At 67.5% G+C, this 23,130-nt stretch carries 19 protein-coding genes; 2 read left to right on the top strand and 17 right to left on the bottom strand.

The features are described 5' to 3' along the window. Positions 1-56: 56 nt before the first annotated feature. The 17 genes from dnaE to rpsB all read right to left on the bottom strand — a co-directional run bounded on the left by dnaE (position 57) and on the right by rpsB (position 19,293). Positions 57-3,629 carry a DNA polymerase III subunit alpha gene (gene dnaE, locus IMW82_RS06210; protein ID WP_108472630.1) on the bottom strand — a complete coding sequence of 1,191 codons (3,573 nt, stop codon included), beginning with the start codon at positions 3,627-3,629 and terminating at the stop codon, positions 57-59. A 109-nt stretch (positions 3,630-3,738) separates the two neighbouring features. Next, complete coding sequence (locus tag IMW82_RS06205; protein ID WP_108472631.1) at positions 3,739-4,278, bottom strand: TlpA disulfide reductase family protein; 540 nt, start codon at positions 4,276-4,278, stop codon at positions 3,739-3,741. A 97-nt stretch (positions 4,279-4,375) separates the two neighbouring features. Continuing rightward, positions 4,376-4,576, bottom strand: a complete 201-nt coding sequence (locus IMW82_RS06200) for a hypothetical protein (RefSeq protein ID WP_108472377.1) — start codon at positions 4,574-4,576, stop codon at positions 4,376-4,378. A gap of 220 nt (positions 4,577-4,796) precedes the next feature. After that, positions 4,797-5,450 carry a ribonuclease HII gene (rnhB, locus tag IMW82_RS06195; RefSeq protein ID WP_108472378.1) on the bottom strand — a complete coding sequence of 218 codons (654 nt, stop codon included), beginning with the start codon at positions 5,448-5,450 and terminating at the stop codon, positions 4,797-4,799. Next, positions 5,443-6,657, bottom strand: coding sequence for a lipid-A-disaccharide synthase (gene lpxB, locus IMW82_RS06190; protein WP_108472379.1), 1,215 nt, complete (start codon positions 6,655-6,657; stop codon positions 5,443-5,445). Before lpxB ends, rnhB begins: the two co-directional genes overlap by 8 nt. A 51-nt stretch (positions 6,658-6,708) precedes the next feature. Further along, positions 6,709-7,482 (bottom strand): acyl-ACP--UDP-N-acetylglucosamine O-acyltransferase, encoded by a 774-nt coding sequence (lpxA, locus tag IMW82_RS06185; RefSeq protein WP_108472380.1) that lies wholly within the window; start codon positions 7,480-7,482, stop codon positions 6,709-6,711. Continuing rightward, positions 7,479-7,952: a 3-hydroxyacyl-ACP dehydratase FabZ gene (gene fabZ, locus IMW82_RS06180; RefSeq protein ID WP_108472381.1), complete on the bottom strand. Its 474-nt coding sequence runs from the start codon at positions 7,950-7,952 to the stop codon at positions 7,479-7,481. The genes lpxA and fabZ overlap by 4 nt, the downstream gene beginning before the upstream one ends. After that, positions 7,945-8,973, bottom strand: a complete 1,029-nt coding sequence (gene lpxD / locus IMW82_RS06175) for a UDP-3-O-(3-hydroxymyristoyl)glucosamine N-acyltransferase (RefSeq protein WP_108472382.1) — start codon at positions 8,971-8,973, stop codon at positions 7,945-7,947. Before lpxD ends, fabZ begins: the two co-directional genes overlap by 8 nt. Positions 8,974-9,108: 135 nt before the next feature. Further along, positions 9,109-11,535 carry an outer membrane protein assembly factor BamA gene (bamA, locus tag IMW82_RS06170; RefSeq protein WP_108472383.1) on the bottom strand — a complete coding sequence of 809 codons (2,427 nt, stop codon included), beginning with the start codon at positions 11,533-11,535 and terminating at the stop codon, positions 9,109-9,111. 189 nt (positions 11,536-11,724) lie between these two features. Then, positions 11,725-13,071 (bottom strand): RIP metalloprotease RseP, encoded by a 1,347-nt coding sequence (rseP, locus tag IMW82_RS06165; RefSeq protein WP_108472384.1) that lies wholly within the window; start codon positions 13,069-13,071, stop codon positions 11,725-11,727. A gap of 36 nt (positions 13,072-13,107) precedes the next feature. Further along, the gene (locus IMW82_RS06160) at positions 13,108-14,283 is read right to left on the bottom strand and encodes a 1-deoxy-D-xylulose-5-phosphate reductoisomerase (protein ID WP_108472632.1); all 1,176 of its coding nucleotides are present in this window, start codon (positions 14,281-14,283) and stop codon (positions 13,108-13,110) included. A gap of 12 nt (positions 14,284-14,295) precedes the next feature. Then, positions 14,296-15,114, bottom strand: a complete 819-nt coding sequence (locus IMW82_RS06155; RefSeq protein WP_108472385.1) for a phosphatidate cytidylyltransferase — start codon at positions 15,112-15,114, stop codon at positions 14,296-14,298. Between the two features lie 9 nt (positions 15,115-15,123). Next, positions 15,124-15,864: a polyprenyl diphosphate synthase gene (gene uppS, locus IMW82_RS06150; protein WP_108472386.1), complete on the bottom strand. Its 741-nt coding sequence runs from the start codon at positions 15,862-15,864 to the stop codon at positions 15,124-15,126. Positions 15,865-15,881: 17 nt separating this feature from the next. Beyond that, positions 15,882-16,439 (bottom strand): ribosome recycling factor, encoded by a 558-nt coding sequence (gene frr, locus IMW82_RS06145; protein ID WP_108472387.1) that lies wholly within the window; start codon positions 16,437-16,439, stop codon positions 15,882-15,884. Between the two features lie 73 nt (positions 16,440-16,512). Continuing rightward, on the bottom strand, positions 16,513-17,235 hold the full coding sequence (pyrH, locus tag IMW82_RS06140; protein WP_108472388.1) for a UMP kinase: 723 nt from the start codon (positions 17,233-17,235) through the stop codon (positions 16,513-16,515). Between the two features lie 216 nt (positions 17,236-17,451). Further along, on the bottom strand, positions 17,452-18,333 hold the full coding sequence (gene tsf, locus IMW82_RS06135) for a translation elongation factor Ts (protein ID WP_108472389.1): 882 nt from the start codon (positions 18,331-18,333) through the stop codon (positions 17,452-17,454). A 93-nt stretch (positions 18,334-18,426) separates the two neighbouring features. Next, entirely contained in the window at positions 18,427-19,293 is an 867-nt protein-coding gene (gene rpsB, locus IMW82_RS06130; protein ID WP_108472390.1) for a 30S ribosomal protein S2, read from the bottom strand. 316 nt (positions 19,294-19,609) lie between these two features. Here rpsB and map point away from each other — a divergent pair, with 316 nt between their 5' ends. Both map and glnD read left to right on the top strand, forming a co-directional pair. After that, positions 19,610-20,374 carry a type I methionyl aminopeptidase gene (gene map, locus IMW82_RS06125; RefSeq protein ID WP_108472391.1) on the top strand — a complete coding sequence of 255 codons (765 nt, stop codon included), beginning with the start codon at positions 19,610-19,612 and terminating at the stop codon, positions 20,372-20,374. 96 nt (positions 20,375-20,470) lie between these two features. Next, positions 20,471-23,104 (top strand): [protein-PII] uridylyltransferase, encoded by a 2,634-nt coding sequence (gene glnD / locus IMW82_RS06120; protein ID WP_108472392.1) that lies wholly within the window; start codon positions 20,471-20,473, stop codon positions 23,102-23,104. The last annotated feature ends 26 nt before the right edge of the window (positions 23,105-23,130 follow it).

The following is a 23,130-nucleotide window of genomic DNA, read 5'->3' as shown; positions in this document are numbered from 1 at the left end:
AAGAGCGAACCCCACCCCAACCCTCCCCTGCGTAGCAGGGGAGGGAGCAAGGCAGCTCAATCCTGCTGCTTGACGATACGCAGGCGCGCGGCCTGCACGCCGGGCAGGGCGCGCACGGCGCGCAGCAGGTCGGGAATGGCTTCCACGCGCCAGTCCTCGCCCAGTTCCAGATCAGCCTGGGCGCCCCGGTTGCGGTAACCGTGCAGCGTCACGCTGGTGCGCCCGCCGCGGTAACCGGCCAGTGCGTGCTGCAGTTGTTCGACGAAACCCGGGCCGATGCCGTTCAACTTCAGCTGCAGCAATCGTGCGTGCCGGCGGCAGGCGTCGGCCAGTGAGCAGGCGCTGCGCGCACGCAGCTGGAAGCCGCCGCCGGAGAATTCGTCGATACGCAGGCCGCCGTCGACCACCAGCATCTCGTCGCGGGTCAACAGCGGCGCCATCTGCTGGTACAGCTCGCCGAAGAAGCTGACCTCGATGATGCCGCTGCCGTCCTCCAGCCGCACGAACGCATCGCTGTCGCCGCGCTTGCGCACGGTGGTGACCATGCCGGCGACGGTCCACGGCGTGTCCGGGCCGCGGCGGAAACGGTTGCCGTCGTCGTGGTCGTTCCGGCGCGGCTTCGGCGGCTGGTAGCGGTCGGCGATCTCGCCCAGTGGGCAGGTCGACAGTTGCGCCAGTTCGTCCTTCCATGGGTCGGTGGGGTGGCCGGAAAGGTAATGGCCGAGAGTGTCGCGTTCGCCCTGCAGCTTCTGCTCCAGCGGCCATTCCGCCACGGTCGGCAGATCGATCTTCAGCACTGGCGTGGTGTTGCCCATCGCTGCGCCGAACATGTCGTTCTGACCGGATTGCTTGTCGCGCAGGTGCTGCTCGGCGGCCTTGATCGCGTCGGGAAGTTGCAGCATCAGGCTGGCGCGGTTGGCCGCCAGCGCATCCAGCGCACCGGCCATGATCAGTGCTTCCAGCACGCGGCGGTTGAGTTTGGTGGGATCGACGCGACGACAGAAGTCGGCCAGGTCGGTGTATTTGCCGTGCACGCGCTCGGCCACGATGGCCTCGCACGCACCCTGGCCGACACCCTTGATCGCGCCGAGGCCGTACTGGATCGTGCGAGCGCCTTGGCGCGAGTGCACAGACGACGTGTCGGGTTCGACCGCGACGAACATGTATTCCGAGGCGTTGACGTCCGGCGGCTGCACGGCGATGCCGATCGCACGCGACTCGTCGAGGAAGGTCACCACCTTGTCGGTGTTGTCCATGTCCGAGGAGATCGTGGCCGCCATGAACTCGGCCGGATAGTGCGCCTTCAGCCAGGCGGTCTGGTAGGAGACCAGCGCATAGGCGGCGGCGTGCGACTTGTTGAAGCCGTAGCCGGCGAACTTCTCCATCAGGTCGAAGATCGAGTCGGCCTTCTCGCCGGTGAGGCCGTCCTTTGCTGCACCCTCGCGGAACTTGGCGCGTTCCTTCGCCATTTCCTCCAGCTTCTTCTTGCCCATCGCGCGACGCAGCAGGTCGGCGCCGCCGAGCGAGTAGCCGCCCACGATCTGCGCCATCTGCATTACCTGCTCCTGGTAGACCATGATGCCGTAGGTCTCTTTCAGGATCGGCTCGACGCGCGGGTCGGGGTACTCCACGTCCTCGCGGCCGTGCTTGCGCGCCACGAAGCTGGGGATCAGGTCCATCGGGCCGGGGCGGTACAGCGCCACCAACGCGATGATGTCCTCGAAGCGGTCGGGCTTGGCGTCCTTCAGCATGCGCTGCATGCCGGAGGATTCGAGCTGGAACACGGCAATGGTCTGCGCCTTCTTCAGCAGCTCGTACGGCGCCGGGTCGTCCAGCGGCAGCGTCGAGATGTCCAGCGGCGCTTCGCCGGTTTTCGCGCGGCGCGCGTTGATCGCCTTCACCGCCCAGTCGATGATGGTCAGTGTGCGCAGGCCGAGGAAGTCGAACTTGACCAGGCCGACCGCTTCGACGTCGTCCTTGTCGTACTGGGTCACCACGCCGCCGCCGCCGGCTTCGCAGTACAGCGGCGCGAAGTCGGTGAGCGGGGTCGGCGCGATCACCACGCCGCCGGCGTGCTTGCCGGCGTTGCGGGTGAGGTTTTCCAGCTTCAGCGCCAGGTCGATCAGCGCGCGCGCTTCCTCGTCCTGCTCGTAGGTTTCGCAGAACTCCCTGACGACGCGATCGGGTTCCTTCTTGGACTTCTCCGAGCGTCCCAGCGCGTCGGACAGGGTGAGGTCGAGCGGCCGCGGCGGCACCATCTTGGCCAGCCGGTCGACCTGTCCGTACGGCATGCTGAGCACGCGGCCGGAATCGCGCAGCACCGCCTTGGCCGCCATCGAGCCGTAGGTGATGATCTGGCTGACCTTGTCGCGGCCGTATTTCTGTGCGACGTAGTCGATCACCTCGTCGCGGCGGTCCATGCAGAAGTCGATGTCGAAGTCGGGCATCGACACGCGTTCGGGGTTGAGGAAGCGCTCGAACAGCAGGTTGAACTGCAGCGGGTCCAGATCGGTGATCTTCAGCGCCCAGGCGACCAGCGAGCCGGCGCCGGAACCGCGGCCGGGGCCGACCGGGATGCCGTTCTGTTTGCCCCAGTTGATGAAGTCCGCCACGATCAGGAAGTAGCCGGGGAAACCCATCTTGACGATGACGTCCAGCTCGCGCTCCAGCCGCGCCTCGTAGTCGGCCAGCGTGTGGTCGGCGGCCAGCGGCGCATTGGCCAGGCGTTCCTTGAGGCCCTGTCGCGACAACTCGCGGATATGGCTGTCGAGGTCGTGGCCTGCGGGTACCGGGAAGTCGGGCAGGTAGTAGGTGCCGAACTTCAGTTCCAGGCTGCAGCGTTTCGCCAGTTCGACGGTGTTTTCCAGCGCCTCGGGCAGGTCCGCGAACAGCGCGGCCATCTCGTCGGGCGTCTTCAGGTATTGCTGGTCGCTGTACTCGCGCGGGCGTTTCGGGTCGGCCAGCACGCGGCCCTGGTTGATGCACACGCGCGCCTCGTGCGCACCGAAGTCGTCCTGCTTGAGGAAGCGTACGTCGTTGCTGGCGACCACCGGCAGGTTCAGTTCGGCCGCCAGCGCCAGCGCGGCGGTATTCCAGTTTTCCTCGCCGTCACGGCCGCAGCGGGTCAGCTCCAGGTACAGCCGGTCGGGGAATAGCCGCGCCAGTGGGCGCAGTTTCGCCAGCGCGGCCGCAACACCCTGGTTCAGCGCGATGCGGCCGACTTCGCTCTCGCGGCCGAGCAGGGCGATCAGTCCGCTGCTGGCGCCAGCGCCGAGCCAGCCCGCCTCGACCAGTGCGCGGCCGCCGTGCTGGCCTTCCTGCCACGCGCGCGAGACCAGCCGCGACAGGTTGAGGTAGCCGTCGCGATCCTGGCACAGCAGGGTGAGTCGCCACGGGCGCGGATCGTCCGGCGCAGAGATCCACAGGTCGCAGCCGCCGATCGGCTTGATGCCGGCCGCGCTGCAGGCCTTGTAGAACTTCACCAGCGCGAACATGTTGCTGTCGTCGGTCAGCGCCACCGCCGGGATGCCGTCGCGCACGCAGGCGGCGACCAGCGCCTTGATGCGGATGGTCGAATCGACCAGCGAATATTCGCTGTGCAGGTGCAGGTGGGTATAGCGGACGGTCATGCGTTCTTGCGCGGTGAGTCCCCGCAGGCTACCCGGCGCCTTGCCCAGCGGCAAGATTGACTTGTGCGCGGTTTGCGCGAAGCGCGGCGGCGCCTCGCCGGAAGCCCGCTCAGCCGGGCGCGGCGGCCACCGCCGACGGTGCCGGCTCGGCCAGCAGTGTGTTGATCTCGGCGACCAGGCTGTCCAGCATGTCTTCACCATAGCCCACGTGCACATGGGCCACGGTGCCGTCGCGATGCAACATCACCATGACCGGGATGCCCTTGTTGGTGCCGTAGGGCTTGCCGAGGGCGCCATCGCGGTCCCAGGTCATCAGCAGGCCGGGCAGGCGTGGGCGCAGGGCGCGAACGGTCCGCACGTAGGTCTGCCGGTCTTCCTCATGGTTGATGGTGACTACCTGCAGGGACAGACCGCGTTCGGTGGCCAGCGTCTGCAGGCCCGCCAGTACCGGCAGCTCCTTCATGCAGTAGCCGCACCAGGTGGCCCAGAAGCTGATCACCACGACCTTGCCGTGCAGGGACGAGACGGTCACCACTTGCCCGCTCTGGGTTGTACCCAGGGCATCCGGCGGCGTTTCGCCGGGTTTCACTTCGGCCCTGGCGGCGAAGCAGAGCATGAGGCCCAACAGTGCGATGCCGATCCTGCGCATGTCATCCATCCCCCCGATTGATGGCGCCAGCGTAGCAACATGCCTGCGGGCGAGAAAGGGCGGCGGTCGGCACATGCCCGAGGACCTGGCGATGCAGTCAGCGGATGTAAAAGCGCTCCCCCTGGTCGTCGACGATCACGTAGTGGTCGAGGCTGTGTACCAGCAGTGGATGCAGGTTGTAGTCGACGTGCATGGGAAGGATCTCGTCGATGCCAGCCGGGGCGAAGATGACCGGCTCCGGTATCGGCGGGATGGTCTGCATGGGCAGCACGGGCGGGCGGTTCTGTGAAGGCATCATGGCACGACTCCTGCGAGTTTGAGTGCGCTTGTGACCCTGCCCGGCGAGTCTCATCTGGACGACAGGCCGGTGTTGCTGGCGCGTCCCTGCTGATCGCGATTCCTGTAGCGAATGATGCGCCCGCGCGAGGAAAAGTTGCATAGACGAATGGGCTAGGCGGATCAATCTCAACGGGCCCGCGACCAGGCTGTTCGAGCGTGGGAACCCCCGCGCCGATCGCTCAAAACAATCTTGCCTGCTCCAGCAGCAGGCGTACCGGCGCGAAGCTGCGGCGGTGTTGCGCGCACGGCCCGAGCTGCTGCAGCGCGGCCAAGTGCGCCGGGGTCGGGTAGCCCTTGTGCACGGCGAAGCCGTAGCCGGGATGTTCGTCGTCCAGTGCCACCATCAGGCGGTCGCGGCTGACCTTGGCCAGGATCGACGCGGCGCTGATCGCCGGTTCCAGCGCGTCGCCGCCGACGATCGCGCGACCCGGGCAGGGCAAGTCTTTCGGCAACTGGTTGCCGTCGATCAGCGCCGCATGGGCGACCGGCATGAGGCCGGCTACGGCACGGCTCATGCCGGCCATGGTGGCCTGGAAGATGTTCAGGCGGTCGATCTCGTCCGGCTCGATCAGCACCACGCAGTACGCCAGCGCGCGCTCGATGATCAGCGGATACAGTGCCTCGCGTTTCGCTTCGCTGAGTTTCTTCGAGTCGTTCAGCCCGACGATCGTGCGGGCCGGATCGAGGATCACCGCGGCCACCGCCAGTGGACCGGCCAGCGGGCCGCGGCCGGCCTCATCGACGCCGGCAATGAGAGGGCTCCCTGCGTTGGCCCGCGCCTCTTCCCGAACGGAAGGTTCGGGGCAGCTGGTGTTGGCCAGGTGCTTATCCATCGTTACGCTTCGCGTCGATCAGCTCGGCAATCGCCGCTGCCGCACGATCCCCCGCATGGCCTTCCAGACCACCGCGCAGGGCCTGGTGCAGTTGCTCGAACGCGGCGACGATCGCGCCGCGCCGCTCGCTGTCCTTGAACAGGGCGAGCGTGGCGGCGGCCAGGTTTGCGGCGGTGCAGTCGTCCTGCATCAGTTCGGGCACCAGCAGGCCGTCACCGAGGCCGCTGGCGCGGGCCAGGATGTTCGGCAGCGCGTAGACGTCGGTCTTCAGCATCTTCAGCGCGCGGGCGATGCGGTAGCTCAGCGGTGCGACGCGGTAGCCCACCACCATCGGCCGCTTGGCCAGCATCGCCTCCAGCGTGGCGGTGCCGGAGGCCAGCAGCACCACGTCGGCGGCCAGCATCGCCTCGTGCGCGTGGCCGTCCAGCAGCAGCGGCGCGGTTTCGTCACGCGGTCCGCCGGCGAGCAGGGCTTCGAGCCGGGCGCGCACCTGGGGGTTGGCGGCCGGGATCACCACGCGCAACCCTGGCACCGCGGCGGCCACCTGCTTCGCAGCGTCGATGAAGGCCCGGCCGAGCCGGCCGACTTCGGACAGCCGGCTGCCGGGCAGCACGGCCAGCACCGGCGCCTGCTGCGGCAGCTGCAGGATCTCTCGCGCGCCGACGCGATCGGAGACCAGCGCGAAGCGATCGGCCAGCGGGTGGCCGACGAAGCGGGCGTCGACGCCGTGCTTCGCGTAGATCGCCGGCTCCATCGGGAACAGGCACAGCACGCGACTGGCACTGCGGCCGATCTTCTCCGCGCGCTGCTCGCGCCAGGCCCAGACCGACGGGCTGACGTAGTGCACGGTGAGCAGGCCGGCCTGCTTCAGGCGCTGCTCCACGCCGAGGTTGAAGTCGGGCGCGTCGATGCCGACCACCACGGCCGGCCGTTCCCTGAGCAGTCGCGCGACCAGCGCCTTGCGCAGCCGCAGCAGGCGGGGCAGGTGGCGGATCACCTCGGCAAAGCCGAACAGCGACAGCTCGCGGATGTCGTACCAGGAGTCGAAGCCCTCACGCTGCATGCGCGCGCCGCCGATGCCGACGAAACGCGCCTGCGGGTAGCGCTGGCGCAGCGCGACGATCAGGTCGGCGCCGAGCTGGTCGCCGGAGTCTTCGCCGGCGAGGATGGCGATCAGGGGGGATTCGAGCGGCGGGTGGTCAGTCATGCCGGAAGCATAAGCCAGAGCGCGTGCCTGATTGCCCGATAAGCGAGACGCTTATCGGGCGAGCGCCCGCTCGCTGTGGTCGATGAATTCCAGCATGGCACGCACGTCGTCGCTTTCGCGCGCCAGCTCGACCAGTTTTTCGCGCGCCTCGGGTAGCGGCAGGCCGGCCATGTACAGCGTGCGGTAGGCGCGCTTGATCGCGGCGATGCGCGTGGCGTCGAAGCCGCGGCGCTTCAGGCCTTCGCTGTTGATGCCGCGCGGACGGCCCTGCTGTTCGTTCGCCATCATCACGAACGGCGGCACGTCGTGGCCGACCAGACAGCCCATGCCGATGAACGCATGCGCGCCGACCTTGCAGAACTGGTGCACGCCGGAATAACCGGACAGGATGGTCCAGTCGCCGATGGTGACGTGCCCGGCCAGCGCCGAGTAGTTGGAGAACACCACGTTGTTGCCGATCTGGCAGTCATGCGCGATGTGCACGTAGGCAAGTACCCAGTTGTCGTTGCCGATGCGGGTGACCCCGCCGCCGTCGCCGGTGCCACGGTTGAGGGTGGTGAATTCGCGGATCAGGTTGCGGTCGCCGATCACCAGCTCGGTGCGCTCGCCTTTCCACTTCTTGTCCTGCGGCGCGCCGCCGAGCGAGGCGAACTGGGTGATGTGGTTGTCGCGCCCGATCCGGGTGGGACCTTCGATCACCACGTGCGGGCCGATCACCGTGCCGTCGCCGATCTCCACCTCGGCACCGATCACGCTGTAGGCGCCGATGCTGACGTTGGCGCCAATGACGGCGGAAGGATCGATCAGCGCAGTGGGATGGATCATTTATGGGTCCTCGCGGCGCACATCAGTTCACAGCTGGCCACTTCCTTGCCATCGACCAGACTGCGTGCCACGAACAGGCCCATGCCGCGCACCAGGCGCTTCTGGCTGACTTCGAAGCGCAACTGGTCGCCGGGCACCACCGGTGCGCTGAAGCGTGCGTTGTCGACCTTGACCAGGTAGAACAGCGGGCTGCCCTTGTCGCCCTTTGCGTGGCGGCTCAGCTGGGTCAGCAGGCCGGCGGCCTGCGCCATCGCCTCGATGATCAGCACGCCGGGCATCACCGGATGGCCGGGGAAATGGCCCTGGAAGAACGGTTCGTTGATAGTCACGTTCTTCAGCGCGACCACGCTGACGTCGGGCACGATCTCGATCACGCGATCCACCAGCAGGAACGGATAGCGGTGCGGCAGCAGTTGCTGGATATGCTCCACGTCGATCGGCATGGTCATGAAGTCGCTTTCCTCACTCATTGTCGCTGTCCTTCTCCAGCGCCGACAATCGGCGCGCGTACTCGTCCAGGTGCTTGAAGCGCGCCGCGTTCCTCCGCCACTGGCGGTTGTCCTGCAGTGGCACGCCTGATGAATATTCGCCGGGTTCGCGGATCGAATGCGTGACCAGGCTCTTGGCGGTAATGGTAACCCGGTCGGCCAGTTCGAGATGGCCGAGCACGCCGGCGTTGCCGCCGATCATGCACCAGCGGCCGATTTTCGCGCTGCCGGCCACCGCGGCGCAGCCGGCCATCGCGGTGTGCGCGCCGACGTGCACGTTGTGCGCGATCTGGATCTGGTTGTCCAGCCGCACGTCTTCTTCCAGCACGGTGTCGTCCAGCGCGCCGCGGTCGATCGTGGTGTTCGCGCCAATCTCGCAGTCGTCGCCGATGCGCACGCCGCCGAGCTGCGGCAGCTTGATCCAGTGATCCTTGTCGAAGGCGAGGCCGAAACCGTCCGAGCCGATCACCGCCCCCGGATGCACCAGCACGCGCTGGCCCAGCGTGACCCGGGTGACCAGGGTGACCCGCGCCACCAGTCGCGACTGCGCGCCGACGGTGCAGTCCTCGCCGACGATGCAGTGCGGACCGAGCACGGCGCCGTCGCCGATCACCGCGCCCTCCGCGATCACGCAGCCGGGACCGATGCTGGCGCTGGCGCTGACCTGCGCCCCGGCGGCGACTACGGCGCTGGGGTGGATGCCCGCGGGCGCGGCCGGCAGCCGTTCGAACAGCGCGGCGATCTTCGCGTAGGCGACATAGGGATCCTGCGCGACCAGCGCCGCCGTCGGGCAGTCGGCGTGGTTTTCCTCGCGCAGCACCACCACGCCGGCGCGGGTGGCGGCCAGCTGGGCGGCGTACTTGCTGTTGGAGAGGAAGCTCAACTGGCTGGGACCGGCGCCGGCCAGCGTGCCGACGCCGTCGATACCCCGCGTGCCATCGCCGCTGAAGCGGAGGCCGAAGCGTTCCGCCAGCTCGGCTACCGTGTAGTTGATTGCGCTCATGCGTGGCTCCGGAACCTGCCGGCCATTGTAGGGGGTGGCGCCGCGGCGTGCAGTGCGCCAAGCCGGCAAAAGCAGGCCGGCAAAAGAAAGCGCGGCCAGGCCGCGCTTTCTTCGGTCCCCGACTTCCGGGTCAGATCAGAACTGGCTGCCGAAGGTGAACTGGATGCGCTCCTCGTAGTGGCGATCCGCGGCCTTGGAGCGCAGCGGCACGGCGAAGCTGATGATCAGCGGGCCGATCGGCGCCTGCCATTGCAGCGACAGGCCGGTGGAGGCGCGCAGCTCGCTGGCGTCGAAGCTCTTGTAATCCTTGTAGACGTTGCCGACGTCCATGAACCAGGACACGCGCGCGGTGTTGACGTCCTTCAGGAACGGCAGCGGCAGGAACACCTGCGCGGTGCCGAGCACCTTGAACGCGCCGCCGATCGGCTGCGCGTAGTAGGCGCCGCTGTTGCACATGCCGTTGGCGTCCGGAGCGCTGCCGTCGATGCAGACCCGCGGCCCCAGCGTGTTGTCCTGGTAGCCGCGCACGTCGCGCACGCCGCCGGCGTAGTAGTTCTGCCAGAACGGCAGATCCTGGCGCATGTCGGTGATGATGTGGCTCTGGTTGGGGTTGTCGGCCTTGCTGGCTGCTGCCAGCGCATCGTAGGCGTCGTCGCTGATGCCGTTCTTGCCGTAGGTCTTGCCGTAGCCGACCTGGCCGTCGAGGTACAGCACGAAGCCCTTGCCGATCGGCCAGTAGTGGTTCGCCTCGGTGGTCAGCTTCCAGTACTGCACGGTCGAGCCGGGCAGGGCGACGTCGGTCGAGGCCGAGAGCAGGCCGCCGCGGGTCGGCGCCCAGTAGCCGTTGCGGGTGTCGTGGTTCCAGCCCAGCGTGCCGGTCCAGGTGTGGATGGTCTTGTTGCCGATCTCGTTCTGGTAGTCGATCAGTACCTTCGGGCTGTAGCCGGTGAACAGGTTGACCTTGTTGCTGCTGATGCCCAGGCCCACGCGCAAGCCGTCGGTCTCGCTGATCGGGATGCCGAGGTAGCTGGAGAAGCTCTTTGCGCTGGTGGCGTAGTTCGCGAAATCGGTGTTGCCGTAGTCGGTCTTCGAGTACGAGGCGCTGTAGCCGATGCCGATGCCGCTGTCGGTCAGGTACGGGTTGTAGTAGTTGAGGCCGAGGCGGGTGTAGTAGGTGCTGCGCTCGCCGCTGATCGAGAAGCTGTCACCGGTGCCGAACAGGTTGTTCTGCGACACCGAGGCATTCAGGATGATGCCGGAGTACTGCGAATAACCGATGCCGAACTGCATGCTGCCGGCGGACTGCTCCTCGACCTTGACCGAAACATCAACCTTGTCCTGGGTGCCCGGCACCATCTTCTTGTCGATGTCGACCTTCTTGAAATAGCCCAGCCGCTGCAGGCGGACCTTGGAGCGGTCGATCGCCGCCTGCGAGTACCAGGAGCCCTCGAGCTGGCGCATTTCGCGGCGCAGCACGTCGTCTTCGGTGCGCGTGTTGCCCTGGAACACCACCCGGCGCACGTACACGCGCTGGCCGGGCTCGACGTACAGGGTCAGGTCGACCGTGCGCTTTTCCTTGTCCAGCTTCGGGATCGGGGTGACCTTGGCGTAGGCGTAGCCGATGTTGGCCAGCACCGCCTTGATCGCCTTGGTGCTGGCTTCGACCGCGGCGCGGTTGAAGGTCTCGCCGGCCTTGACGAAGACCAGCTGGCGCATGGTCGCCTCCGGCAGGATCAGCTCGCCGAGCAGTTTGACGTCGGCAACCTTGTAGATTTCGCCTTCCTTGATGCTGGTGTCGATGTACATCGCGCGCTTGTCCGGCGCGATCGCCACCTGGGTGGAGTCGACGCCGAAATCGGCGTAGCCGCGGTCCATGTAATAGGACTGCAGCTTCTCCAGGTCGCCGGAGAGCTTCTCGCGCGAGTACTGGTCGTCCTTCGAATACCACGACATCCAGTTGGTGGTGTCTGACTCGAAGCCGTCGCGGATCTGCTTGTCGGTGAACGCGTGGTTGCCAAGGATGTTCAGTTCCTTGATCTTGGCCGCCTTGCCCTCGCGGATCTCGATCTCGACGGCGACGCGGTTGCGGTCCAGCCGGGTCACGTGCGGATCGACCGAGACGTTGTACTTGCCGCGGTTGTAGTACTGCCGGATCAGTTCCTGCTGCACGTTGTCCAGCGCCAGCCGGTCGAAGGTCTCGCCCTCGGTGAGGCCGATCTCCTTCAGGCCCTTCTTCAGGTCGTCGGTCTTGATGTCCTTGTTGCCGCGCAGGGTCAGCTTGGCGATGGATGGCCGCTCGACCACCTTGATCACCAGGATGCTGCCTTCGCGATCCATTTCGACGTCGCTGAAGAACTTGGTGCGGTACAGCGCGCGGATGGCGCGCTGGGCGCCGTCGTTGGTCAGCTGGTCGCCCTTGTTGATCGGCAGGTAGTTGTACACGGTGCCGGCCGAGATCCGGCTGAGGCCGTCGATGCGGATGTCCGACACCACGAACGGGTCGAACGCGAACGCATTGGCGGAGAGGGAGGCAAGCAAAATCAGCGCGGCGATACGCTTCATCGTCGGTTCCGTTGGGTTATTTCGATGGAGCGGCCAGCGCGGCCGCCCCGATCAACGCATGAGGCAGGGACAGGCCCTGCCTCGAAAGAGAGTCCGCATTCCGCGGGAGGAATGCATCGTTTGACACGCCGCCGCGCCATGCCGCAGGCAGGCGTGTCGTCGGCATGCTGCAGTTGCCGGGCATCGGCATCACGACAGCAGCATGCGGTGGATATCGTTGTAGAACGCCAGCCCCATCAGGGTGAACAGCAAGGCCAGGCCGATGTACTGGCCGACAATCATCGCCTGTTCGCTGACCGGACTGCCCTTGATCAATTCGACAAGATAATACAGCAGGTGTCCGCCATCCAGGACCGGGATCGGCAGCAGGTTGAGGATCGCCAGGCTCAGCGACACCAGCGCCAGGAACTGCAGGAACCAGGGCAGGCCCATGCTGGCCGAGGCATTCGCCACTTCGGCGATGCCGATGACGCCGGAGAGGTTCCGGGTCGAGGCCTCGCCGGTCAGCATCTTGCCGAGCATGCTGAAGGTCTGCGTGGTATTGCGCCAGGTGGTGCCGAGCGAGGCGGTCATGGCCTTGATCGGGCCGTAGCTCACGGTGGCCGGTTCGATCGGCGGTGCGCCGACACCCATCACCCACTTCGGCGGCTGGCCTTCCAGTGACTCCCACTTGGCGGTGACGCCAAGTTGCTGCGGCTGGCCGGCGCGCTCGATGCCGATCGACAGTTTGGGCGACTTGGCCGCTTCGGCCTGCACCAGCTTGCCGAACGCGATGAAGTCGCCCACCGGCTGGCCGTTGACGCTGACGATGCGGTCGCCGCCCTGCATGCCGGCCAGCGCGGCCGGCTGGCCGGGCATCACGGTGGCGGCGATCGCCGGCGGCGGCGCCAGCTTCAGGCCGAGCTTGCCCAGGTACTGGCCCAGGTCCTGGCCCGGCGGCAGTTCGTCCAGCGGCAGCACCAGTTCGCGTGTGCGCCCGTCCTGGCCGCGCACGGTGAGCGGCAGCGGCGCGCGCCCGAGCAGGGCGTTGGCCACCGTGTCCATCGAATCGGTCCAAGTGGTGACGGCGCGGCCGTCGATGCTGAGGATGCGGTCACCCGGCTGGATGCCGGCGCTGGCGGCGAGGCTTTGCGGCGCCGCGGTCACCACTGGCGCCACGTCGGGGCGACCCAGCATGAACATCAGCCAGAACGCGACGATGGTGAAGATCAGGTTGAAGCCCGGCCCGGCGGCGACGATGGCGATGCGCTTCCATACCGGCTTGCCGGTGAATTCCTGGTCGCGCAGGGCAGGATCGACCTCACCCTCGCGTGCGTCCAGCATCTTGACGTAGCCGCCCAGCGGGATCGCGGCAACCTGGTACTCGGTGCCGTCGCGGCCGATGCGCTTCCAGATCGCGTTGCCGAAACCGACCGAGAAGCGCAGCACCTTCACCCCACAGCGGCGCGCGACCCAGTAGTGGCCGAACTCATGGAAGGTCACTAGCACGCCGAGCGTGACCAGCAGCCAGAACACCGAGCCGAAGAAGGCAGTCATCGAGTACCGTGTCGAAAAGTCATCGAAGCAAGAATATCAGCAAGCGTTGCGCAGGACGCGGCGGGCCGCCTCCCGGGCCATGCGGTCGCGTTCACACAGGGTTTCAACATCGACCACGGCCTGCGCCGGCAGTTCCGCAAGCACGGCCTCGACCACGTCGGCGATCGACAGGAACGGCAGCGCGCCGGCCAGGAAAGCCTCCACGGCCACCTCGTTGGCCGCGTTCAGCACGGCGGGGGCGTCGCCGCCGGCGCGCAGTGCCTGGAAGGCCAGCGCCAGGCAACGGAAGGTGGCCAGGTCCGGCGGCTCGAACTGCAACGGGGCGCAGCTGGCCAGGTCCAGCGACGGCACGCCGGATTCGACCCGCTCCGGCCACGCCAGCGCATGCGCGATCGCGGTACGCATGTCCGGGTTGCCGAGCTGGGCCAGCACCGAGCCGTCGACGTACTCCACCATCGAATGCACCAGGCTCTGCGGGTGCACCACCACGTCGATCGCGTCGGCCGGCGCGCCGAACAGGTGGTGCGCCTCGATCACTTCCAGGCCCTTGTTCATCAGGGTGGCCGAGTCGACCGAGATCTTGCGGCCCATCACCCAGTTCGGATGCTTGCAGGCCTGGTCCGGCGTGATGTCGGCCAGTTGCGCCCGCGTGCGGCCGCGGAACGGGCCGCCGGAGGCGGTCAGGATCAGCCGGCGCACGCCGCTGTGGCCCAGATCCGGCCGGCCGCCGGGCAGGCACTGGAAGATCGCGTTGTGCTCGGAGTCGACCGGGATCAGTGCGCCGCCACCGACGGCGACCGCCTGCAGCAGCAGCGGGCCGGCCATCACGATGGATTCCTTGTTCGCCAGCAGCAGGCGCTTGCCGGCGCGCGCAGCAGCCAGGGTGGATTCCAGCCCGGCGGCGCCGACGATGGCGGCGACCACGGTGTCGCACAGAGGGCTGGCCGCGGCAGCCGTCAGTGCGGCATGGCCACTGGCCACCTCGCAGTGCACGCCAGCGGCGGCGAGCCGGCGTGCCAGCTCCGATTCCAGCGCCGGGTCGGCGATCACCGCCAGCTGCGGCCGGTGACGGACGCACAGTTCGGCCAGTGCCTCGACCTGGCGATGCGCGGTCAGCACGCTGGCACGGAAGCGTTCCGGGTGGCGTGCGATGACATCGAGTGTGTTGCCGCCGATCGAACCGGTGGCGCCGAGGACGGCGATGTTATGCATCATGGGCAGGCTCTAGATGTCCAGCAGGAACAGGCCGGCGGCGAACACCGGCAGCGCGGCAAATACGCTGTCCAGCCGGTCCAGCAGGCCGCCGTGGCCGGGAAAGATGGTGCCCGAATCCTTCACCTGGGCATGCCGTTTCATCAGGCTCTCGATCAGGTCGCCGACGATCGACGCCGCCACCGTGACGAGCGCCAGCAGGGCCAACCCCAGCAGTCGGGCGCCGCGCACGTCGAGCAGCCAGCCGCCGGCCAGGGTCACCAGCACGCCGGCGACCAGTGCGCCGTAGGCGCCGGCCCAGGTTTTGCCCGGGCTGATCTGCGGTGCCAGCTTGCGCTTGCCGAAGGTACGGCCGCTGAAATACGCGCCGATGTCCGACGCCCACACGATCACCAGCGCCAGCAGGGTCCACCAGTGGCCGTGCGGCATGCGGGCATGGATGCTGACCAGGGCGACCCAGGTCGGGAAGATCACGAACGCGCCGGCGAGCAGCTTCAGCGCGAGATTCTCGCGGGTGGGCGCCGCGGCGAACGCGAAATGGCGCAGCCACAGGCAGGCCAGCAGCCACCAGGTCGCGCCGGCCACCAGCAGCAGCGGGGTCAGCGCCGTGGCGTGGCCCCGCCACAACAGGGCGAACATGCATGCCGCCACGACGAGCAGGGCGATGCGCCACGAGCGGCTGTGCAGCCCGCTCAGCGCGGCCCATTCCCACCACGCGGCCAGGAACGCCAGCGCGACGATGCCGGCAAAGGCTCCGGTCGGCGGCAGCAGGATGATCAGGATCGCCAGCGGCGCGAGCACCAGGGCGGTGAGGGTGCGCTGAAGCAGCATGGAAATCCTCTATGAAGCGTTGGCGACCTGCTCGCCGGTGCGGCCGTAGCGGCGTTCCCGGCGGGCATAGTCTTCGATGGCCCGGCGCAGGCAGGCCTGGTCGAAATCGGGCCACAAGGTGTCGGTAAAGTACAGCTCGGCGTAGGCGACCTGCCACAACAGGAAGTTGCTGAGACGGCATTCGCCGCCGGTGCGGATGAACAGGTCCAGCGGCGGCAGTTCGGCCAGGCTCATCCACGGGCCCAGCCGGGCCTCGTCGATCTCGTCCACGCGCAGTTCGCCGCGTGCCACCGCGGCGGCGGCCTGGCGGCTGGCCTGCGCGATGTCCCAGCGGCCGCCGTAGCTCACCGCGATGTTCACCTGCAGCCGGTCGTTGCCGGCGGTGCGGGCCATCGCGGCCTGCATGCGTTCGCGCAGGGCGTCGTCGAAGGTAGCCAGGTCGCCGATGAAGCGCAGCCGCACCCCGTGGCCGTGCAGCTCGTCCACTTCCTTGTCCAGCGCGCGCACGAACAGGCTCATCAGCGCGCCGACTTCGTCCTGCGGGCGCTGCCAGTTTTCGCTGGAGAAGGCGAACAGGGTCAGCGCCTGCACGCCTTCGCGCAGGCACGCTTCGATCACTTCGCGCACGGCCTTGCGGCCGGCATTGTGGCCGAAGCTGCGCGGACGGTGGCGAGCCTTGGCCCAGCGGCCGTTGCCATCCATCACGATGGCGATATGGCGCGGCACCTGGGCGGCATCGGCGCCGGGCATGATGGCTGCGATGACGCTCAGAGCGCCATCAGCTCCTCTTCCTTCGCCTTGACCACGGCATCGACGTCCTTCACCGCGCGGTCGGTGAGTTTCTGGATCTCGTCGTCGACGCGGCGGTCGTCGTCCTCGGTGATCAGCTTCTCCTTGAGCAGGTCCTTGACCTGCTGCAGTGCGTCGCGACGCACGTTGCGGATCGCGATCTTGGCGTTCTCGCCCTCATGGCCGACGTGCTTGGCCAGTTCGCGGCGGCGCTCCTCGGTGAGTGCCGGCATGTTGAGGCGGATCACGGTGCCGGCGGTGGTCGGCGTGATACCCAGGTCGGACGCCATCAGTGCCTTCTCGATCGGCGCCACCATGGTCTTTTCCCATGGCGTGATGATGATCGTGCGCGCATCGGACAGCGATACCGAGGCGACCTGGGTCAGCGGCATGTCCGCGCCGTAGTAGGACACCTTGATGCCATCCACCAGCGCCGTGCTGGCGCGACCGGTACGGATGCGGGTGAGGTCGTGCTTGAGTGATTCGATGCTCTTGCCCATGCGGGTCTGGGCATCGTTCTTGATGTCGTTGAGCATGTGGTGCTTCCCGGTGAATCTGGCAACGTTCGAGTATAGCAGTGGCAGCCCGCGAGGCTTGCTGCGCCGCAGTTCAGCCGCCGTCGACCAGGGTGCCGATCGACTCGCCGCGCATGATCCGCATCAGGTTGCCCGGCGTAGTCATGTCGTAGATGCGCAGCGGCATCTGCTGGTCGCGGCACAGCGCGATCGCGGCCGTGTCCATCACCGCCAGCTTGCGCTCGATCACGTCGTCGTAGCCGAGATGTTCGTAGCGGGTGGCGTTGGCGTGCTTGGCCGGGTCGGCGGTGTACACGCCGTCGACCTTGGTCGCCTTCAGCAGCAGGTCGGCGCCGATCTCCACCGCGCGCAGCGCGGCGGCCGAGTCGGTGGTGAAGAACGGGTTGCCGGTACCGGCGGCGAACAGCACGATGCGACCCTTCTCGATGTGGCGGATCGCGCGGCGACGTATGTAATCCTCGGCCACGTCGTGGATCTGGATCGCGCTGGTCACCCGCGCGTAGCCGCCACGTTTCTCGATCGCGTCCTGCATCGCCAGCGCGTTCATCACGGTGGCCAGCATGCCCATGTGATCGCCGGTGACCCGGTCCATGCCGGCGGCGGCGAGGCCGGCGCCGCGGAAGATGTTGCCGCCGCCGATCACGATGCCGATCTGCACGCCGGCCTTCTGCACCTCGATGATCTCGTCGGCGAGCCGGCCGATCACCTTCGGGTCGATGCCGTAATCGGCCTCGCCCATCAGCGCTTCACCGGAGAGCTTGAGCAGGATGCGGCGGTACTTGGGCTGGTCGCTCATGGGGTCTCCGGATTGTGTGGGGCAAACCGGCACATTGTAGCGGAGAGCGGGACATCGGGACGAGGCGTGAAGGGAGATGAACGGGAAACGGGGTGCGCTGCCGGACCCTGACGGGAAACGAAAAGGGCCGCGGTTTCCCGCGGCCCTTCATTTGAAGCATGGCTTTTTCTGAACAGTCCGGCCATGGATGGCCGGTTCTTCCGTCAGGGATGACGGCTACCTCAAACCGGCCTGCTTCATCACTTCGGCGGCGAAATCCTCTTCAACCTTCTCGATGCCTTCGCCGACGGCGAGGCGGGCCACCGAGGTGACATCGGCGCCTTCCTTCTTCAGTGCCTCGGCCACGGTCACGTTGGTGTCCAGCACGTAGGGCTGGCCGAGCAGGGTGACCTCGGAGACGATCTTGTGGACCTTGCCGGAGACGATCTTCTCCAGGATGTCGGCAGGCTTGTTCTTTTCCTTGTCCGACATGGCAGCCAGCGCGATTTCCTTCTCCTTGGCGAGGAAGTCGGCCGGCACGTCCTCGGCACGGACGTAAGCCGGGTTCATCGCGGCGACGTGCATCGCGATACCCCTGGCCAGCTCTTCGGAGCCGCCCTTGAGCGCCACCAGCACGCCGATGCGGCCGCCATGGATGTAGCTGCCGATCACGCCGTTGCTTTCGACGCGGGCCAGGCGGCGCACATCGATCTTCTCGCCGATGGTGGCGATCAGCGCCTTGGCGGCCTCTTCCACGTTGGCGGCGCCTGGGTAGGCGGCGGCCTTCAGCGCGTCGATGTCGGCGGCGCCGGAATTCAGCGCGACGTCGGCGACGGTATCGCTGAACTTCAGGAAGCTGGCGTCCTTGGCCACGAAGTCGGTTTCGCAGTTGATCTCGACCAGCACGGCCTTGCCCGGGGCCTGGGCGGCCACGATGCGGCCCTCGGCGGCGACGCGGCTGGCCTTCTTGTCAGCCTTGGCCAGGCCGGACTTGCGCAGCCATTCCATCGCGACTTCGATGTCGCCGTTGTTCTCGACCAGCGCCTTCTTGCATTCCATCATGCCGGCGCCGGACCGCTCGCGCAGCTCCTTGACCAGTTGTGCGGAAATATTGCTCATCGTCAATCCTCTAATGCGTTGGTGGCGCCGGGGCGGTTTGCGGCCCCGGCGCGTTGTCGCTGGTGATCCGACGGCGGGGCCGTCGTCGCGCGCTTACTTGGCGGGGGCGCCATCGCGCGAGCCACGACCGCCATCGCGGCCACCGTCACGGCGCGGGGCGCCCTTGCGCGGGGCGGCGTCGCGGCGCGGGGCCGGCTTGCGATCGATCTTGGCGACCGGGTTGCCTTCCTCGTCCAGCTCGACGAAGTCGTTCGCATCGCCCTGGGCGGCGGCCGGCGCGGCGGCCTTGCCTTCCAGGATCGAGTCGGCGGCGGCACGGGCGTACAGCTGGATCGCGCGGATCGCGTCGTCATTGCCCGGGATGGCGTAGTCGACCAGCTCCGGGTTGTAGTTGGTGTCGACCACGGCGATCACCGGGATGCCAAGCTTCTTGGCTTCCTGCACGGCGATGTCTTCGTGGCCGATGTCGATCACGAACAGCGCGTCGGGCAGACGGTTCATGTCCTTGATGCCGCCCAGCGAAGCCTGCAGCTTGTCGCGCTCGCGACGACGGGCCAGCACTTCGTGCTTGACCAGTTTCTCGAAGCTGCCATCGGTCTCGGCCGCTTCCAGCTCCTTCAGGCGCGACACGGACTGCTTCACGGTGCGGAAGTTGGTCAGCATGCCGCCGAGCCAGCGCGAGGTGACGAACGGCATGCCGGCGCGGGCGGCTTCTTCGGCCAGTGGCTCGCGGGCCGAACGCTTGGTGCCGACGAACAGCACGGTGCCGCGCTTCTGCGCCAGGCCCGACAGGAAGTTCATCGCGTCGGTGAACAGCGGCAGGGTCTTTTCGAGATTGATGATGTGGATCTTGCCGCGGGCGCCGAAGATGTACGGGGCCATCTTGGGGTTCCAGTAACGGGTCTGGTGACCGAAATGGACGCCGGCTTCCAGCATCTGACGCATGGTGACTTGTGCCATGGGGTGTCGCTCCGATTGTCGGTTCCCTCGAGAAGGAACCTGGGGGTTGGGACCTCCACGCATCCCCGGCTTCGACCGCGACTTGCCCGATTTTGATGGTGGGCAGGGCGCAGCACCCCGAAGGCGGTGCCGATGCGTGTGTGGCGTTGGTTTGGGTGTTGTACCGCGGAGGGTTACAATTCCCATTCGCTTTGCGCTGGCCGACCGTCCGAACGGACGCGTCTGCCCTGCAAAACTCCGAAATTGTAGCCGGTACGCCGGCAATGCGGCAAGTTGCTGGATTTCAAGAGCTTCTGCCGCCATATGAGTGGAACCCATGGCCATCACCCTGAAATCCCCCGCCGACCTCGAAGGCATGCGCGTTGCCGGCAAGCTGGCAGCCGAAGTGCTGGCCATGCTCAAGGACTACGTCAAGCCCGGCGTCAGCACCGAAGAGCTGGACCGGCGCGCCTACGAGCACATCGTCAACGTGCAGAAGGCGATCCCCGCCAATGTCGGCTACCACGGCTTTCCCAAGACCTTGTGCACCTCGGTCAACCACGTGATCTGCCATGGCATCCCGAACGAGGGCAAGCTGCTCAAGGACGGCGATATCGTCAACCTCGACGTTACCGTGATCAAGGACGGCTGGCACGGCGACACCAGCCGCATGTACATCGCTGGCACGCCGTCGGTACTGGCCAAACGGCTGGTCGACACCACCTTCGAGGCGATGATGCGCGGCATCCAGGCGGTGCGCCCGGGCGCCACGCTGGGCGACGTCGGCCACGCGATCCAGCAGCACGCCGAGGCAGCCGGCTTCTCGGTAGTGCGCGAGTATTGCGGCCATGGCATCGGCAAGGTCTACCACGACGAGCCACAGGTGCTGCACTACGGCAAGCCCGGCACCGGCATCGAACTGCAGAAGGGCATGACCTTCACCGTCGAGCCGATGATCAATGCCGGCAAGCCGCAGACCCGCCAGCTGCCGGACGGCTGGACCGTGGTGACCAAGGACCACTCGCTGTCGGCGCAGTGGGAGCACACCATCGTGGTTACCGACGACGGCTTCGAGATCCTCACGCCCTGGCCCGATGCGTGATGGAGGGAGTGGGGAGTAGGGAGTAGGAATCGGAAGCGCCGGATGTCGCCCCGGCGTGGCAGACTGGTTTCTCCCATTCCTTAGACTCCCTTCGCGATGAGCGTCGTGCTGCCGCCACTACCCCGCCTGCCGACAGCAGTGCCGCGTTCCGGCGTCTCGGCCGAGGCGCGGCAGGCCTTGCGGCAGTTGCTGGGCGACGTCGACCGGGCACTTGCCACCGCGTTTCGCGATGGCGCCGATGCCAGTGCGCTGGCGCGGCGCCGCGGTGAATCGGTGGCACGCATCGTGGCGCACGTATGGACCGCCTGTCTTGGCGACGTGACCGGGGCGGCGCTGTTCGCGGTCGGCGGCTTCGGCCGCGGCCTGCTGTTCCCGTATTCGGACGTGGACCTGCTGGCACTGGTGCAGGCGCCCGTGCCTGCGCGCCTGCGCGCGCTGGAGCAGTTCTTCGCCACGCTGTGGGACATCGGCCTGAAGGTCGGCCACGCGGTGCGCGATCCCGCGCAGTGCCGCACGCTGGCGGCGCAGGACGCCAGCGTGTTCACCACCCTGCTGGACGCGTACCGGCTGGCCGGTGATGTGGCGTTCGACGCGCAGCTCAAGGCCATCGTCGACGATCCGGTGCTGTGGCCGCCGCAGGCGTATCTGGAGGCGCGGCTGGCCGAGCGCGATGCGCGGCATGCCCGCTTCGACGACACCGCCTACAACCTGGAGCCGAACCTCAAGGACGGCCCCGGCGGCTTGCGCACACTCGATTCGCTGCGCTGGCTGGGCCGGCGGCTGGCGCATGCGCGCGACTTGTCCGACATGGTGACGGAGGGATTGCTCGATCCGGCCGAGCTGGCTGCACTGGAGCAGTCCGAGGCGACCCTGCGCCGTTATCGCTACGCGCTGCACCTGGAGGCGGGCCGGCCCGAGGAACGGCTGCTGTTCGACTACCAGCGCGCGCTGGCCGCGCGGCTGGGCTTCGAGGACGAGCATGCGAAGAACCTCGGCGTGGAGCAGTTCATGCAGGGCTATTACCGCGCAGCGAGCCAGGTCGAGCGACTTGGCATGCAGGTGGCCGAACGTTTCGTGGAAATGCTGGAGCCGCCGGGTGAGGCGGTAGCTGTGGGCGCCGACTTCATCCGCTACGGCAAGCGCCTGGCGGCACGCGATCCGCAGCTGTTCATGCGCCGGCCGGCGGCGCTGGTGGAGATCTTCATCGCGCGGATGGACCAGCCCGGCGTGGTCGGCTTCAGCGCCGACACCATGCGTCGCATCCACCAGGCCACCGCTGTGCATGGCGACGCACTGGCCGACGACCGCGAGGCGCTGACCGCGTTCCTGCGGCTGCTGCGTCGTGGTGCGCCGGCGGTGGAAGCGTTGTGGCGGATGAACCGGCACGGCCTGCTGGCGGCGATCCTGCCGGCGTTCGGCAAGGTGTTCGGGCGCATGCAGTACGACCTGTTCCACGTCTACACGGTCGACGAACACACCCTGCGCGTGCTGCGCAACCTGGCGCGCTTTGCCGATCCGGCGGCGCAGCGCGAATTTCCGCTGGGCTGCGAGATCTGGGCCGGCCTGCCGGTGCCGGAAGTGCTGCTGCTGGCGGGTTTGTTCCATGACATCGCCAAGGGCCGCGGCGGCGACCACTCGGTGCTGGGCGAGCAGGATGCGCGCGTCTTCTGCAGCCGGCTGGGCCTGCCGCCCGGCGATGTCGAGCAGGTTGCCTGGCTGGTGCGCTGGCACCTGCTGATGAGCACCACCGCGCAGCGCCAGGACATCACCGATCCCGACGTGGTGCACCGGTTTGCGCAGGTCGTCGGCAATCGCGAGCGGCTCGGCCAGCTGTACCTGCTGACCATCGCCGACATCATCGGCACCAGTCCGCGGCTGTGGAACGGCTGGAAGGACCGGCTGCTTGCCGACCTTTACACCGGTACCCGCTACGCCTTGCGCAGCGACGTGGAGCTGCCGCGCGACATCGGTGCGCGCGTGCGCGAATGTTCCGAGTACGCACTGGCCTTGCTGCTGAACGAGGGGCACGCCGAAGCCGACGTGGTGCGGGTCTGGGCCGACTTCCCCCAGCTCAGCTTCCTGCGCCATCGGCCCGAGCAGATCGCCTGGCAGACCGCGGCGATCCTGCGTGCACAGGGGGCGCTGCCGCTGGTGGCGGTACACCCGCTGTCGGTGCGCGGCAGTACCGAACTGTTCGTCTACACGCCCGATCGCGACGGCCTGTTCGCCACCATCACGGCCGTGCTGGACCGGTTGCGTTTCTCGGTGGTCGAAGCGCGCATTCTCAGCTCGCCGACCGGGATGGCGCTGGATACCCTGCTGCTGCTGGACGCGGACAGCCAGCAACCGGTGAGCGCGGCCCGCGCGGAGGAACTGCAGCAGCGCTTGCAGCGTGCGCTGGCGCAATCCATCGGCGTGCAGCCGAGCAAGCGCGGCATGTCGCGCCACCAGAAACATTTCCAGATGACGCCGCAGATCAGCTTCCACGCCGCCGGCGACCGTACCCAGCTGGCCCTGGTCGGCGCCGACCGTCCCGGCCTGCTGGCCGCGGTGGCGCAGGTGATGCTGGCCACCGGGGTGCGCGTGCACGATGCGCGCATCGCCACCTTCGGCGAGCGCGTTGAGGATTTTTTCCAGCTCACCGACCGCCACGACGCGCCGCTCGACGCGGCGCTGCAAGGGCGTCTGCTGCAGGCGCTGCTGGAACGCATCGGCCCGGCGCGGGATTGAACGGCGGCCCTCGCGTTATCATCACG

Source organism: Rhodanobacter sp. B2A1Ga4, assembly GCF_018101315.1.
Lineage (GTDB): Bacteria > Pseudomonadota > Gammaproteobacteria > Xanthomonadales > Rhodanobacteraceae > Rhodanobacter > Rhodanobacter thiooxydans_A.
This window is presented reverse-complemented; position numbering and strand designations above follow the sequence as displayed.

Coding starts and splice junctions, on each gene's coding strand:
- glnD (WP_108472392.1), top strand. CDS start 20,471: ATGAGCGTCGTGCTGCCGCCACTACCCCGCCTGCCGACAGCAGTGCCG.
- IMW82_RS06205 (WP_108472631.1), bottom strand. CDS start 4,278: ATGCGCAGGATCGGCATCGCACTGTTGGGCCTCATGCTCTGCTTCGCC.
- uppS (WP_108472386.1), bottom strand. CDS start 15,864: ATGCCCGGCGCCGATGCCGCCCAGGTGCCGCGCCATATCGCCATCGTG.
- tsf (WP_108472389.1), bottom strand. CDS start 18,333: ATGAGCAATATTTCCGCACAACTGGTCAAGGAGCTGCGCGAGCGGTCC.
- lpxD (WP_108472382.1), bottom strand. CDS start 8,973: ATGAGCGCAATCAACTACACGGTAGCCGAGCTGGCGGAACGCTTCGGC.
- IMW82_RS06200 (WP_108472377.1), bottom strand. CDS start 4,576: ATGATGCCTTCACAGAACCGCCCGCCCGTGCTGCCCATGCAGACCATC.
- frr (WP_108472387.1), bottom strand. CDS start 16,439: ATGCTCAACGACATCAAGAACGATGCCCAGACCCGCATGGGCAAGAGC.
- IMW82_RS06155 (WP_108472385.1), bottom strand. CDS start 15,114: ATGCTGCTTCAGCGCACCCTCACCGCCCTGGTGCTCGCGCCGCTGGCG.
- dnaE (WP_108472630.1), bottom strand. CDS start 3,629: ATGACCGTCCGCTATACCCACCTGCACCTGCACAGCGAATATTCGCTG.
- rpsB (WP_108472390.1), bottom strand. CDS start 19,293: ATGGCACAAGTCACCATGCGTCAGATGCTGGAAGCCGGCGTCCATTTC.
- lpxB (WP_108472379.1), bottom strand. CDS start 6,657: ATGACTGACCACCCGCCGCTCGAATCCCCCCTGATCGCCATCCTCGCC.
- bamA (WP_108472383.1), bottom strand. CDS start 11,535: ATGAAGCGTATCGCCGCGCTGATTTTGCTTGCCTCCCTCTCCGCCAAT.
- fabZ (WP_108472381.1), bottom strand. CDS start 7,952: ATGAGTGAGGAAAGCGACTTCATGACCATGCCGATCGACGTGGAGCAT.
- IMW82_RS06160 (WP_108472632.1), bottom strand. CDS start 14,283: ATGCATAACATCGCCGTCCTCGGCGCCACCGGTTCGATCGGCGGCAAC.
- pyrH (WP_108472388.1), bottom strand. CDS start 17,235: ATGAGCGACCAGCCCAAGTACCGCCGCATCCTGCTCAAGCTCTCCGGT.
- rseP (WP_108472384.1), bottom strand. CDS start 13,071: ATGACTGCCTTCTTCGGCTCGGTGTTCTGGCTGCTGGTCACGCTCGGC.
- lpxA (WP_108472380.1), bottom strand. CDS start 7,482: ATGATCCATCCCACTGCGCTGATCGATCCTTCCGCCGTCATTGGCGCC.
- rnhB (WP_108472378.1), bottom strand. CDS start 5,450: ATGGATAAGCACCTGGCCAACACCAGCTGCCCCGAACCTTCCGTTCGG.
- map (WP_108472391.1), top strand. CDS start 19,610: ATGGCCATCACCCTGAAATCCCCCGCCGACCTCGAAGGCATGCGCGTT.